At 65.7% G+C, this 13,418-nt stretch carries 15 protein-coding genes and 1 tRNA gene; 6 read left to right on the top strand and 10 right to left on the bottom strand.

The features are described 5' to 3' along the window. Positions 1-8: 8 nt before the first annotated feature. A tRNA-Pro gene (locus BLW48_RS29775) sits at positions 9-85 on the bottom strand. A 51-nt stretch (positions 86-136) separates the two neighbouring features. Further along, positions 137-1,129: a polyprenyl synthetase family protein gene (locus tag BLW48_RS29770; protein ID WP_093057447.1), complete on the bottom strand. Its 993-nt coding sequence runs from the start codon at positions 1,127-1,129 to the stop codon at positions 137-139. 191 nt (positions 1,130-1,320) lie between these two features. Between BLW48_RS29770 and rplU the strand changes: the two genes are divergently transcribed. From rplU to proB, 4 genes are all read left to right on the top strand, one after another. Next, positions 1,321-1,632, top strand: a complete 312-nt coding sequence (gene rplU, locus BLW48_RS29765) for a 50S ribosomal protein L21 (RefSeq protein WP_007833243.1) — start codon at positions 1,321-1,323, stop codon at positions 1,630-1,632. Between the two features lie 12 nt (positions 1,633-1,644). Continuing rightward, positions 1,645-1,905, top strand: coding sequence for a 50S ribosomal protein L27 (rpmA, locus tag BLW48_RS29760; RefSeq protein WP_093057448.1), 261 nt, complete (start codon positions 1,645-1,647; stop codon positions 1,903-1,905). A 71-nt stretch (positions 1,906-1,976) separates the two neighbouring features. Further along, a complete protein-coding gene (gene cgtA, locus BLW48_RS29755; protein WP_093057449.1) occupies positions 1,977-3,053 on the top strand; it encodes an Obg family GTPase CgtA in 1,077 nt (358 codons plus the stop codon). An 89-nt stretch (positions 3,054-3,142) separates the two neighbouring features. Further along, positions 3,143-4,282, top strand: a complete 1,140-nt coding sequence (proB, locus tag BLW48_RS29750; protein ID WP_093057450.1) for a glutamate 5-kinase — start codon at positions 3,143-3,145, stop codon at positions 4,280-4,282. A gap of 44 nt (positions 4,283-4,326) precedes the next feature. Here proB and BLW48_RS29745 read toward each other — a convergent pair whose 3' ends face one another. Further along, a complete protein-coding gene (locus BLW48_RS29745) occupies positions 4,327-4,920 on the bottom strand; it encodes a CNP1-like family protein (RefSeq protein ID WP_177142457.1) in 594 nt (197 codons plus the stop codon). Continuing rightward, positions 4,868-5,536, bottom strand: coding sequence for an RNA pyrophosphohydrolase (locus BLW48_RS29740; protein WP_093057451.1), 669 nt, complete (start codon positions 5,534-5,536; stop codon positions 4,868-4,870). The genes BLW48_RS29745 and BLW48_RS29740 overlap by 53 nt, the downstream gene beginning before the upstream one ends. A gap of 147 nt (positions 5,537-5,683) precedes the next feature. On the opposite strand from BLW48_RS29740, the gene BLW48_RS29735 reads away from it, so the two are divergent. Together BLW48_RS29735 and BLW48_RS29730 are read left to right on the top strand one after the other, a co-directional pair. After that, on the top strand, positions 5,684-7,429 hold the full coding sequence (locus tag BLW48_RS29735) for a proline--tRNA ligase (RefSeq protein ID WP_093179181.1): 1,746 nt from the start codon (positions 5,684-5,686) through the stop codon (positions 7,427-7,429). Further along, positions 7,426-8,106: a lytic transglycosylase domain-containing protein gene (locus tag BLW48_RS29730; protein WP_093057453.1), complete on the top strand. Its 681-nt coding sequence runs from the start codon at positions 7,426-7,428 to the stop codon at positions 8,104-8,106. Before BLW48_RS29735 ends, BLW48_RS29730 begins: the two co-directional genes overlap by 4 nt. 22 nt (positions 8,107-8,128) lie before the next feature. Here the strand turns inward: BLW48_RS29730 and BLW48_RS29725 are convergent, their stop codons facing one another. From BLW48_RS29725 to hemA, 6 genes are all read right to left on the bottom strand, one after another. Then, positions 8,129-9,439, bottom strand: coding sequence for a polyamine export protein PaeA (locus tag BLW48_RS29725; protein WP_093057454.1), 1,311 nt, complete (start codon positions 9,437-9,439; stop codon positions 8,129-8,131). Positions 9,440-9,494: 55 nt separating this feature from the next. Then, positions 9,495-10,016, bottom strand: a complete 522-nt coding sequence (locus BLW48_RS29720) for a cupin domain-containing protein (protein WP_093179179.1) — start codon at positions 10,014-10,016, stop codon at positions 9,495-9,497. Between the two features lie 16 nt (positions 10,017-10,032). After that, positions 10,033-10,359 (bottom strand): Grx4 family monothiol glutaredoxin, encoded by a 327-nt coding sequence (gene grxD, locus BLW48_RS29715; RefSeq protein ID WP_093057456.1) that lies wholly within the window; start codon positions 10,357-10,359, stop codon positions 10,033-10,035. A gap of 30 nt (positions 10,360-10,389) precedes the next feature. Further along, on the bottom strand, positions 10,390-11,244 hold the full coding sequence (prmC, locus tag BLW48_RS29710; RefSeq protein WP_093179178.1) for a peptide chain release factor N(5)-glutamine methyltransferase: 855 nt from the start codon (positions 11,242-11,244) through the stop codon (positions 10,390-10,392). Then, positions 11,244-12,332 carry a peptide chain release factor 1 gene (prfA, locus tag BLW48_RS29705; RefSeq protein WP_093179176.1) on the bottom strand — a complete coding sequence of 363 codons (1,089 nt, stop codon included), beginning with the start codon at positions 12,330-12,332 and terminating at the stop codon, positions 11,244-11,246. The genes prmC and prfA overlap by 1 nt, the downstream gene beginning before the upstream one ends. A gap of 99 nt (positions 12,333-12,431) precedes the next feature. After that, on the bottom strand, positions 12,432-13,418 hold a 987-nt coding region (hemA, locus tag BLW48_RS29700; protein WP_093179175.1), incomplete at its 5' end, for a glutamyl-tRNA reductase.

The raw sequence follows: 13,418 nt of genomic DNA, 5'->3' as shown, positions 1-13,418 counted from the left end.
CCAAAGGCTGGTCGGGGTGAGAGGATTCGAACCTCCGGCCTCTACGTCCCGAACGTAGCGCTCTACCAGGCTAAGCTACACCCCGATGGTTGCAAGAAAAAAGAAATCGTCCTAGATGCCAACTCAGGAGAGGTGTTCAGGCACGTCGCTCAAGCAACTGAGCCGCCAATTGTAGCAAACCTGAAGCGTGCGAATTGGACGGGAAGCCGTTCAGCGCATGAATTGCGCGTTGTGCTTCGGCGGCGGCGGCCGCGCGGGAGGCATCCAGGGCTCCAGTTTCGCGAACGATCTCGACGACCTTGCCCAACTGGGCGGTGTCGCCCGCCTCGATGGCGGCGCGCACCAGGTCGCTCTGAGCCGAGGTGCCTCGCTGCATTGCGAAGATGAGCGGGAGCGTGGTCTTGCCTTCGCGCAGGTCGTCGCCGACATTCTTTCCTGTCTCATTGGCGTCGCCCGCGTAGTCCAGCACGTCGTCGATCACCTGGAAGGCGGTGCCGAGTGCCTGTCCGTAGGTTGCGCAGGCTTCTTCCACTTCGGGTGTGGCGCCTGCCAGCACGGCCGCGAGGCGGGTGCTGGCCTCGAAGAGCTTCGCGGTCTTCGAGCGGATCACGCGCAGATATGCCGCCTCGTCCAGCGATGCGTCGTGCATGTTCATCAGCTGGAGTACCTCGCCTTCGGCGATCACGTTGGTGGCTTCGGCCAGGATCTGCATGACGCGCATGTTGTTGGCATCCAACATCATCTGGAATGCGCGCGAGTAGAGAAAGTCGCCGACCAGCACGCTGGCCGGGTTGCCGAACGATTCGTTGGCGGTCGCCCGGCCGCGCCGCAGGGTCGATTCGTCGACCACGTCGTCATGCAGCAGGGTGGCCGTATGAATGAATTCCACAACGGCGGCCAGATTGAAGCGCTGCTCGCCGGTGTAACCCAGCGCGCCCGACATCAGCAACAGGAGTGCCGGCCGCAGGCGTTTGCCGCCAGCGGAAATGATGTACCTGGAAACCTGGCTGACCAGCGGCACGCCCGTGTCGAGGCGGCGGGCTATCACACGGTCGACTTCGACCATGTCGCCGGCAATCAGGTCCAGCACGGTGGCGGTGGGGGAGGTGTCGGCGGCGGGAACTGGCAAAGCGGAGGCGCGGAGCGCTGCTGAGGATGATGGCGACCCAGGCGGAGGAAGGGCCGGAAGGCGCAAATTATAGGGAGCCGCGGCGGTTTGCCGGGATTGCGCTGGGCCGAAAGTGGTTAGCAACCACAAACCGCGCTATAATCTTGGGCTCTGCGGAATTCGCTGCGGGGACTCATTTCTAAGAGGTTTACATGTACGCGGTCATAAAAACCGGTGGCAAGCAGTATCGCGTTGCTTCCGGCGAGAAAATTAAAGTAGAACAGATTGCTGCGGACGTAGGCCAGGAAATCGTGATCGACCAGGTTCTGGCCGTCGGAAACGGCGCTGAAATCAAGGTTGGCACGCCCCTGGTGTCCGGCGCAACGGTGACAGTCACGGTACTGTCGCACGGCAAGCACGACAAGGTCCACATCTTCAAGATGCGCCGTCGCAAGCACTATCAGAAACGTCAAGGCCATCGCCAGCAGTTCACCGAACTGCAAATCGGCGCGATCGCCGGCTAAGGAGCAGATTCCATGGCACAGAAAAAAGGCGGCGGCTCAACGCGAAACGGGCGCGATTCCAAGCCCAAGATGCTCGGCGTGAAGGCTTTCGGCGGCGAACTGATCAGCGCAGGCTCGATCATCGTGCGCCAGCGCGGCACCCAGTTCCACCCCGGCGTGAATGTCGGCGTGGGCAAGGACCACACGCTGTTTGCCCTGGTCGACGGCCACGTGTCGTTCGGTACCAAGGGTGCACTCAACAAGCACACGGTCAACGTGACCCCCGCGGCGTAAGCCTCGAGTCACTTCGACCTGCCCGAGGCCCCGCATTGCCGGGGCTTCTTCATTTGTAAACTGGACATCCCATGAAGTTCGTCGACGAAGCCTTCATCGACATCGCCGCCGGCGATGGCGGCAACGGCTGCGTGTCGTTCCGTCATGAGAAGTACAAGGAATTCGGCGGCCCCAACGGCGGCGACGGCGGCCGTGGCGGCCACGTGTTCGCGGTTGCCGACTCGAACCTCAATACGCTGGTCGATTTCCGCTACTCCCGCCGCCACGAGGCAAAGCGCGGCGAGCATGGCATGGGCTCCGACATGTTCGGCGCCGCGGGCGACGACATCACGCTCAAGATGCCGGTCGGCACGATCATCTCCGACGCCGAAACCGGCGAGGTGCTGTTCGAGCTGTTGAAAGAGGGCGAAGTCATCACCATTGCCAAGGGGGGCGACGGCGGCTTCGGCAACATGCGCTTCAAGAGCGCCATCAACCGCGCGCCGCGTCAGAAGACGCCCGGCTGGCCCGGTGAAAAGCGCAGCGTCAAGCTGGAGCTGAAGGTGCTGGCCGACGTTGGCCTGCTCGGCATGCCGAATGCCGGCAAGTCGACGCTGATCAGCGCCATTTCCAATGCCCGCCCGCGCATCGCCGACTACCCCTTCACTACGTTGCACCCGAACCTCGGCGTGGTGCGCGTCGGCCCGGAGCAGAGCTTCGTGGTGGCCGACCTTCCCGGTCTGATCGAAGGCGCATCCGAAGGTGCGGGCCTCGGCCATCTCTTCCTGCGTCACCTGCAACGCACGCGTCTGCTGCTGCATGTGATCGACATGGCACCGTTCGACGACAACATCGACCCCGTCGCTCAGGCCAAGGCCATCGTCGGCGAGCTCAAGAAGTACGACGCCGCGCTCTACGAAAAGCCGCGCTGGCTCGTGCTCAACAAGCTCGACATGGTACCGACCGAAGAACGCGCGGCGCGCGTCAAGGACGTCGTGAAGCGCCTGCGTTTCAAGGGCCCCGTATTCGAAATCTCGGCACTCACCCGCGAAGGCTGCGAACACCTGGTGCAGGCTGTTTATCAGCAGGTCAAGGCGCAGCAGGTGGCCGAGCACGCGCCGGTCGTCGTCGATCCGCGCTTCACGCCGTTGCCTTCCGAGGGCGCCTGAGCGGCGTTGCCGCATCCCCCGCGGCCCTGCCAACAGATAGATAGACAGACAGCAACCCACGCAGCATTCAAGACCGTTACAACCCGAAAATGACCTCGAACTCCGGATCCACTGCCTTGCGGGATGCCCGCCGTATCGTCGTCAAGGTGGGTTCCAGCCTCGTGACCAACGAGGGGCGCGGTCTCGACGAGGCCGCCATCGGCGAGTGGTGTCGGCAACTGGCTGCGCTGGTGCGCGAAGGGCGTGAGGTCGTGATGGTGTCGAGCGGGGCCATCGCTGAAGGCATGAAGCGCCTCGGCTGGCGCACCCGGCCGCACGAAATCAACGAGCTTCAGGCGGCCGCGGCCGTCGGGCAGATGGGCCTGGCCCAGATGTACGAAACCAAGCTGCGCGAAAACGAAATCGGCAGTGCGCAGGTGCTGCTGACCCACGCCGACCTGGCCGATCGCGAGCGCTACCTCAATGCCCGCTCGACACTGGTCACGCTGCTCAAGCTGGGTGTGGTGCCGGTCATCAACGAGAACGACACGGTCGTCAACGACGAGATCAAGTTCGGCGACAACGACACGCTCGGCGCGCTCGTGGCCAACCTCGTCGAGGCCGATGCGCTGGTCATCCTCACGGACCAGAAGGGCCTGTACACGGCCGATCCGCGCAAGGACCCGGAAGCCAAGTTCGTGCACGAAGCCGCCGCGGGCGATCCGGCGCTCGAAGCGATGGCGGGTGGGGCGGGGTCGAGCATCGGCAAGGGCGGCATGATCACCAAGATCCTCGCGGCCAAGCGCGCCGCGGGCTCTGGCGCCTCCACCGTCATCGCCTGGGGTCGTGAGGCCGATGCCCTGCTGCGCCTGGCGCGGGGCGAGTCCATCGGCACGCTGCTGGTGGCGCAGACTGCCAAGCACCAGGCCCGCAAGCGCTGGATGGCCGACCACCTGCAATTGCGCGGTGCCGTTGTCGTCGATGCAGGCGCGGCTGCGAAGGTGCGAGCCGAGGGCAAGAGCCTGCTGCCGATCGGCATGACCAGCGTTTCAGGCGAGTTCTCGCGCGGCGACGTGATCGCGGTGCGCGACGTCGACGGCGTCGAGCTGGCCCGGGGCCTTGCCAACTATTCGAGCGTGGAGGCGCGCCTGCTGTGCCGCAAGCCCTCAAGCGAATTCGAGCGCCTGCTGGGCTATGTTGCGGAACCCGAGATGGTCCACCGCGACAACATGGTGCTGATGCCCAGCTGATGATCCAGACAACAACGGGGCGCAAGGCCCCGTTGTTGTTTGGATTACTGCACTTCCCGCACCGGGTTGCGCATGTTCTGCACCATTTCCCCGATCGAGGCGCGCGGCGCATTGCCGCGACACAGGGCCTGGGTCGACAGCGCCCGGGTGTAGCTGGAGTTCAGGTCGTTCAGGCGTTTCCACTCCGGCTTTGCGACGTCCTGCCAGGCGCCGTTGTTGTAGCGCGCATAGCTCTTCATTTCCGCCGTAGAGCAGCGCACGCCCTCGTAGAAGGCGTTGACGGCACCGCCGTTGCGGTTGTGTGCCACCACCACGTAACGCACGATCCCGTCGCCAGTGATTGCGATCGTGTTCGGGTCGACGCCGAACTTCAGGCTCATGTAAGGCGGCATCTCGATCGGCAGCAGACGGCTTTCGCTGAAGGCCGGCGGCGGCGGCGTTACCGTTTCTTCCCATTCCTTGTCCGTTTCGGACCGCTTCGGCGGCGGCGGGCTGCCGGCCTGCGCCCAGTCGGGGTTGTCGGTGTCGTGCTGGCCCGAGGCGCAGCCCGCGAGGACGCCGAAGCAGATCAGAAGAAGGGCGCGCTCAGCGTTGCGTCGGAAGGAACGGCGCTTTGTTGTTGTGGACAGGAGGTTCATCGCTCGCAGAAGGAATGTCGGGATGCGGATCGAAACTGCCGCCGGGCGGCAGGTCCAGTCCGGGAGGCGCCCCGGCGTCTGGCGAATGGCGCTCGAATTCTCGGGCGCGCACGTTGCTGCGCAGGAAGCGGTTGCGGAAATCCTGCCTTGGCAGGTAGCGAGCAAGCTCGGTGAGCGCCATCTCGTAGACGCCGCGCTTGAACTCGACGACCACGTCGAGCGGCACCCAGTAGTCGTGCCAGCGCCAAGCATCGAATTCGGGATGGTCGGTGGCACGAAGGTTGAGATCCCAGTCGTGGCCGACGAGTTGCAGCAAATACCAGATTTGTTTCTGGCCCTTGTAGTGGCCCCGTGCGTCACGGCGGATGAACCGATCCGGCACCTCGTAGCGCAACCAGTCGCGGGTACGGGCCACGATGCGCACGTGCTCCGGGTGGAGCCCCACTTCCTCGTGCAGTTCCCGGAACATGGCTTGCTCGGGACTTTCGCCGCGGTCGATGCCGCCTTGCGGAAACTGCCAGGAATGCGTGCGTATGCGTTTGCCCCAGAAAACCTGGTTTCTCTGGTTGAGCAGGATGATGCCGACGTTGGGCCTGAAGCCGTCCCGGTCGAGCATAATCAAACCCCAATTTTTGAACTGAGTCGATTATGCATGCCGGGTTGCCCTCGGCAAGCTGCCGATGCCAGGCTCTCAGGGTCTCTCCGGGGGAGCAGTCCCCCACTTCCCATTTTCGAATCCAGCGAATCCATCACACCGATCCCGATGAAAGCTTCCCGATTTTTTGTCTCCACTCTCAAGGAAGCGCCTGCTGACGCAGAGGTCGCGAGCCACCGGCTCATGATGCGGGCCGGCATGATCAAGAAGCTCGGCACGGGCATCTACACCTACATGCCCATGGGGCTGCGCGTGATCCGCAAGGTCGAGGCCATCGTGCGCGAGGAGATGAACCGCGCTGGCGCCGTCGAGATGACGATGCCCGTGGTGCAGCCGGCCGAGTTCTGGCAGGAGACCGGCCGCTTCGAGAAGATGGGCCCCGAGCTGCTGCGCATCAAGGACCGGCATGACCGCGACTACGTGATCCAGCCGACCAGCGAAGAGGTCGTGACCGACATCGCGCGCCAGGAGATCCGCAGCTACAAGCAGCTGCCGAAGAATTTCTACCAGATCCAGACCAAGTTTCGCGACGAGCGCCGTCCGCGCTTCGGGCTGATGCGCGGGCGCGAATTCATCATGAAGGACGCCTACAGCTTCGACCGCGACCTCGACGCGGCCAAGGCCAGCTACCAGACCATGGCGCAGGCATACCGCAACATCTTCGACCGCTTCGGCTTGCGCTATCGCGCCGTGGCGGCCGACAGCGGCGCCATCGGCGGCGACCTGAGCGAAGAGTTCCAGGTGATCGCCGCGACCGGCGAAGATGCCATCGTCTACTGCCCCGACAGCGAATACGCCGCCAACATGGAAAAGGCCGAGGCGCTGGCCCCGGCCGGCCCGCGTCCCGCGGCCGCCAATGCGCTCCAGAAGACTCCGACCCCCGGCAAGAGCACCTGCGCCGACGTGGCCGAGCTGCTCGGCGTGCCGCTCTCGACCACCATCAAGTCGCTGGTGCTGGCCACCGACATCGTCGATGAGGCCGGCAATCCGAAGGGCTCGCAGGTCTGGCTGCTGCTGCTGCGCGGCGACCATGACATGAACGAGATCAAGGTCAGCAAGCTGCCCGGCCTGAACCAGGGCTTCCGCTTTGCGACCCTCGCCGAGATCGAGGACCACTTCGGCTGCAAGCCCGGCTACCTCGGTCCGCTGAACCTCAAGAAGCCCGTCAAGCTGGTGGCCGACCGCGAAGCTGCCGTCATGGCCGACTGGATCACCGGCGCCAACGAAGTCGACTTCCACATGACCGGCGTCAACTGGGGCCGCGACCTGCCCGAGCCCGACCTGATCGCCGACATCCGCAACGTGGTCGCGGGCGACGCCTCGCCCGACGGCAAGGGCGTGCTGGCCATCGACCGCGGCATCGAAGTCGGCCACGTGTTCGTGCTGGGCACCAAGTACAGCAAGGACATGAACGCAACCTACCTCGACGAAGGCGGCAAGCCGCAGTTCCTCGAAATGGGCTGCTACGGCATCGGCATCACCCGCCTGCCGGCCGCCGCCATCGAACAGAACCACGACGAGCGCGGCATCATCTGGCCCGACGCGCTGGCTCCGTTCACGGTGGTGGTCTGCCCCATCGGCATGGACCGCAGCCCCGAGGTCAAGGTCGCGGCCGAAGCGCTCTACGAAGAGCTGCTTGCCAAGGGCGTCGACGTGCTGCTCGACGACCGCGGCGAGCGCCCCGGCGCGATGTTCGCCGACTGGGAACTGATCGGCGTGCCGCACCGCGTGGTCATCTCGGATCGCGGTCTCAAGGAAGGTCAGCTCGAATACCAGGGCCGGCGCGACACCGCAGCCACCAAGGTGCCTGCGGCCGGCATCGCCGACTTCATCACCGGCAAGCTCGCGAAATGAGCCTCGAGGGCGGCCTCTCGCGACGCCAGTGCCTGGGCGGCGCCGTGACGGCGGGCGCCCTCGCAATGCTGTCGCTGCCGCAGACCGCCCTGGCCGGTGCGCAGATCGAGGAGCCGCTGATCGACTCGGTGCGCACCGCACTGAGCTCGGCCATCCACAACAAGGCGCCGCCGGTGCCCCAGTTCGCGAACACCGAAGCCCGCCTGGCCTACCTGCGCTGGCTCGGCGAGATGAGCGAACGCCTCAAGAAGAAGATCGCCGACGCGCCCTCGCGCATCGAATTCCTGCAGACCGCCTGGTACGAAGCCAAGCGCTCGGGGCTCGAGGTGAGCCTGGTGCTCGGGCTGGTGCAGGTCGAGAGCAATTTCCGCAAGTTCGCGGTGTCGAGCGCCGGCGCGCGCGGCTACATGCAGGTCATGCCGTTCTGGACGCGCGTGATCGGCGACAGCGATTCGGCCAAGCTCTTCCACATGCAGACCAACCTGCGCTTCGGCTGCGTGATCCTGCGCCACTACCTCGACCGCGAGAACGGCGACCTGTACATGACGCTGGGTCGCTACAACGGCAGCCGCGGCAAGTCGCCTTACCCGAACGCGGTGTTCGCCAACCAGCGGCTCTGGGTGTTCAACGACAAGGAACGCGAGAAGGAAAAGGACAAGGACCGGTCGGCGGCCTGAGTCTGCAAGCCAGCCAGTCCAGTCAGTTCGCCGGCGCCTTGGCGGTGCCCGAGCCCTTCGTGACCATCACCTGGTCGATGCGGTAGCTGTCCACGTCCATCACCTCGAAGGTGTAGCCGCCCCAGGTCACGTTGTCGGTGCGCTTGGGCACGCGACGCAGCATCACCATCAGGAAGCCCGCGAGCGTTTCGTATTCCTCGGCATGCGGCAGCTCGTCGATGTGCAGCGCGCGCTGCACGTCCTGAATGGGCGTGATGCCGTCGATGAGCCACGAGTTTTCGTCGCGCTGCACGATCTGCTCTTCGTCGGGCATCGACACCAGGTCGCCCATCACCGTGCTCATCACGTCGTTGAGGGTGATCACGCCCACCACCAGGCTGTATTCGTTGACGATGATCGCGAAGTCTTCATGCGCCTGCTGGAACTGCTCGAGCACCTCGGTCAGCGACAGCCGGTCCGGAATGACCAGGGCCTTGTGCAGCGGCAGGCCCTGGTCGAAGGCCAGCGGCTGGCCGCTGAGCACACGCTGGAACATGTCCTTGGCGTCCACATAGCCCAGCACGTGGTCAATGTCGCCGTCGCACACCGGATACGCCGAGAAGGGCTCGGCCACGATGCGCGCGCGCAGCACCGACTCGGGGTCGTCGTGCAGGAACCAGGCGATGCTGTCGCGCGCGGTCATCACGCTGCTCACCAGGCGTGTTTCCAGCTCGAACACGTTGGCGATCACCTGCTGCTCGCGCACAGCGAGCACGCCGGCCCGGGCGCCGGCCTCGGTCATCGCGAGGATGTCGGCCGAGGTGATCTTGTCGTCGCGCACCATCGGCATGCCGAGCAGCTTGAACAGCAGGTCGGTGCAGCGCGTGAAGAACCACACCAGCGGCTTGAAGGTGGTGATCAGCAGCTGCATCGGCCCGACCATGCGTACCGCCAACTGCTCTGGGTTGCTCATGCCCAGCCGCTTGGGGAACAGGTCGGCGAACACCAGGAACACCGCGATGATGATGATGAACGAGCACAGGAAGGCCGCGCTGGCCGAAGCCTCGACGCTCAGCCACTTCTCGAAGAAGACTGCGAAGTAAGGGCTGAGAGAGCCTTCGCCCACGACGCCGCCAAGGATCGCCACCGCGTTGAGCCCGATCTGCACCACGGTGAAGTAATGGCCGGGCTGCTCCTGCACGCGCAGCACCTTCTCTGCCCGAGGGTCGCCTTCGTCGGCCATCTGGCGCAAACGCAGGCGGCGCGAGGCGGCCAAGGTGATTTCGGCAAGGGAGAAGAAGGCGCTCAGCGCGATCAGTAACGCGATGATGAGCAGGCTTTGGGTCAGGGTCATGGTGGCACGTCGAAGACGGCCACCATGGTGCCATGACTCGGCACCGGAAAAACGTTCAGACCCCGCCGTGCGGGTGAGTCGGGTCGACCCAGAGCACCGATTCGGGTTTTTCCACGGGCTCGATGTCGAGGTTCACGGCCACTGCTTCGCCATCGCTGCGGCACAGCACGCATTCGAGCGTCTCGGTCGCGCTGGCGTTGATTTCCTGGTGCGGCACGAAGGGCGGCACGTAGATGAAGTCGCCCGGCCCGGCCTCGGCAGTGAATTCCAGTTTCTCGCCCCAACGCATGCGGGCCCGGCCGCGCACGACGTAGATCACCGATTCGAGGTGCCCGTGGTGATGGGCGCCGGTCTTGGCATCGGCATGGATGGTCACGGTGCCGGCCCAGAGCTTCTGTGCACCCACGCGGGCGAAGTTGATGGCGGCCGCCCGGTTCATGCCGGGCGTCTGTGCGGTGTTGACGTCGAGCTGGTTGGCCCCGATCACCCGCACGCCGTCGTGCTTCCAGGCCGGGGCGCTTTCGCCGTCATCGCCTTCATGCGAATGGCCGTGATCCGCGTCGTGATCGTGGCTCATGACCGGCTTCGTTGGTTCAGGCGGCAGCGCCGTTCACCACTTGCTGCAGCTCGCCCGATTCGTACATCTCCATCATGATGTCCGAACCGCCGATGAACTCGCCCTTCACATAGAGCTGAGGGATCGTGGGCCAGTTGCTGTATTCCTTGATGCCCTGGCGGATGCCGTCGTCTTCGAGCACGTTGACGGTCTTGAGCGTCTTCGTGTCGACGCCGACCGCCTTCAGGATCTGGATCGCGCGGCCAGAGAAGCCGCACATCGGAAAGCTTGCATTGCCCTTCATGAAGAGCACGAGGTCGTTGGTCTTGACGAGGTCGTCGATGCGTTGCTGGGCGTCGGACATGGGGACTCCTGAAAAAATAGGCTGGGGGGATTATTTCACTGTGCGCCAGATTCCGCCGGAGCAGCGCTGGATGCCGGCAAGGTCGTCGCGGCTTTGCACTTCGGCGAAACCGCGCGCGGCGAGCAGTTGGCGCACGGCGGCGGCCTGGTCATGGCCGTGTTCGAGCAACAGCCAGCCGCCTTCCGCGAGGTGGGTGGGGGCGTTCTGCACGATCTGGCGGATGTCGTCGAGCCCGTCGGCGCCCGCGACCAGCGCGGAAGAAGGCTCATGGCGCAGCGCTGGCAGATGCGGGTCGCCGGCGGCGATGTACGGCGGATTGCTGGCGATGACCGTGTAGCCGCTGCCGGCGCCGTCGAGCCAATTCGCCTGGGTGAAGCGTACGGGCAGGCCGAGGCGCCGGGCGTTGGCCTGGGCGACCGTGAGCGCATCGGCGCTTGCATCGACCGCGTCGACCTGTGCATCGGGGCGGGCGTGTTGCAGGGCCAGCGCGATCGCGCCGCTGCCTGTGCCGAGGTCGAGCGCGCGCGGGGCGGCATGGCCTTCGAGGCACTGCAGGGTCCATTCGACCAGCGTTTCCGTGTCGGGGCGCGGCACCAGCACGCGGGCATCGACCTGCAGGTTGAGGCCGTGGAATTCCTTCTCGCCCAGCAGGTAGGCCACCGGTTCGCCCGTCCGGCGCCGCGACAACTGCGCAGCCAGCGCGGACCACGCTGCATCGGGCATCGCATCGGTGTCGTGCGCCAGCAGCCAGGCCCGGTCGTGCGGTGCGCGGCCCAGCGCGTGCAGCAGCAGCAGCTGGGCGTCGAGCCGGTCGATGCCCAGGGCGACGGCGGCGGTCAGCGCTTGCGCCACGGTCGACGGCAACGGGTTCTCGGTGGTGGTCATCACGCCGGCAGGCTCGATTCGAGCTCGGCCAGCTGCTCGGCCTCGCGTGCGGCGCGCAATGCGTCGAGCACGTCGCCGAGGTCGCCTTCCATGATGGCGAGCAGCTTGTAGAGCGTGAGGTTGATGCGGTGGTCGGTCAGGCGCCCCTGTGGAAAGTTGTAGGTGCGGATGCGGTCCGAGCGGTCGCCGCTGCCGATCAGCCCCTTGCGCATCGCCGCGTCCTTGGCGGCGCGCTCGCTGCGCTCCTTCTCCTGGATGCGCGCCGACAGCACCTGCAGCGCCTTGGCCTTGTTGCGGTGCTGGCTGCGATCGTCCTGGCATTCGGCCACGATGCCGGTCGGGATGTGCGTGATGCGCACGGCCGAGTCGGTCTTGTTGATGTGCTGCCCGCCGGCGCCGCTCGCGCGGTAGGTGTCGATACGCAGGTCGGCCGGGTTGATCTGCACGGCCACGGTCTCGTCGGGCTCGGCCAGCACGGCAACCGTGCAGGCGCTGGTGTGGATGCGGCCCTGCGTCTCGGTCGCCGGCACGCGCTGCACGCGGTGGCCGCCCGATTCGAAGCGCAGGTGGCCGAACACGTCGTCGCCCACGATGCGGATCACCACTTCCTTGTAGCCGCCGAGTTCGCTCTCGCTTTCGCTCACGACCTCGCAGCGCCAGCCGGCACGCTCGCAGTAGCGCGTGTACATGCGCAGCAGATCGCCCGCGAACAGCGCCGATTCGTCGCCGCCCGTGCCCGCGCGGATTTCGAGGAAGGCATTGCGCGCGTCGTCGGGGTCCTTGGGCAGCAGCAGGCGCTGCAGTTCTTCTTCGAGCTGCACCAGTTCGGCTTCGGCTCCCGCGATTTCTTCCTTCGCCATCTCGGCCATGTCGGGGTCGTCGAGCATCTCCTTGGCGCTTGCGATGTCGGCCTCGCGCTGGCGGTAGCGCTCGTAGCGACCGGCGATCTGCGTGACCTCGGCATGCTCGCGCGAGATGGTGCGGTACTGCGCCATGTCGCTCATGATGTCTTCGCGCGAGAGCAGGAAGTCGAGCTCGCCCAGGCGCTGGGCGTAGCGTTCGAGTTGGTGGCGCAGAAAGGATTTCACGGGGGAAAGAGGCTCGAAAAAATGGGAGGGTGCTGCCGAGCGAGGGCAGGGCGCATGAAGAAGATCGCGGCCGGTCGGGCCAGGCGATGACGAGCGTCGCTAACGCTCTTTGCGCAGGAACAGGCGCGAGATCGTCTGAGCCGTCTGCTCGCGCGAGGCGGCATCGCCAGCGTGCAACTCGGCCATGGCGCCGTGCATCATCTTCTGCGTGAGTCCGCGCGACATCGCTTCGAGCACCGCATCGACCGATTCGCCCTTGGCCAGCAGCTTGCGCGCACGGGCCATTTCGGCGGCGCGCCACTCGTCGGCCTGCGCGTTGAGCTGCTGGATCAGCGGCACGGTGCCGCGCTGGCCCAGCCAGTGCATGAAGCTCTGCACGCCGGCATCGATGATCACTTCGGCCTGTGCCACCGCGGCCTGGCGGTTGGCCTGGCCCTGTTGCACGACCTGGGCGAGGTCGTCGACGGTGTAGAGATAAATATCCTCGAGCGCCTTCACTTCGGGCTCGATGTCGCGCGGCACGGCCAGGTCGACCATGAACATCGGGCGGTGCTTGCGTGCCTTGAGCGCACGCTCGACGGCGCCCAGGCCGATGATCGGCAGCGTGCTCGCGGTGCAGCTCACCACGATGTCGAACTCGGCGAGCCGCGAGGGAAGGTCGGCCAGCCGCATCGCCTCGCCGCCGAAGCGCGAGGCCAGCTTCTCGCCGCGTTCGAGCGTGCGGTTGGCAATGGCGATCGACTTGGGCTCCTTGGCCGCGAAGTGCGTGGCCGCAAGGTCGATCATTTCGCCCGCGCCGACGAACAGTACGCGCGTTTGATGCAAATCTTCGAAGAGCTGCCCGGCCAGCCGGACCGCCGCGGCGGCCATGCTGATGGAGTGCGCGCCGATCTCGGTGGCGGTGCGGACCTCTTTCGCGACGGCAAAGGAGCGCTGGAACAGCTGGTTCAGCGTGCTGCCGAGCGCGCCGGCCGTCTCGGCTGCGCGCACCGCGTCTTTCATCTGGCCGAGGATCTGCGCTTCGCCGAGCACCATCGAATCGAGCCCGCTGGCCACGCGGAAGGCATGGCGCGCGGCTTCGTCGTC

The organism is Variovorax sp. YR266, assembly GCF_900107295.1.
Classification (GTDB): Bacteria; Pseudomonadota; Gammaproteobacteria; order Burkholderiales; family Burkholderiaceae_C; genus Variovorax.
Note: the sequence above shows the minus strand (reverse complement) of the source record. Positions and strands in the feature narration are given on the sequence as shown.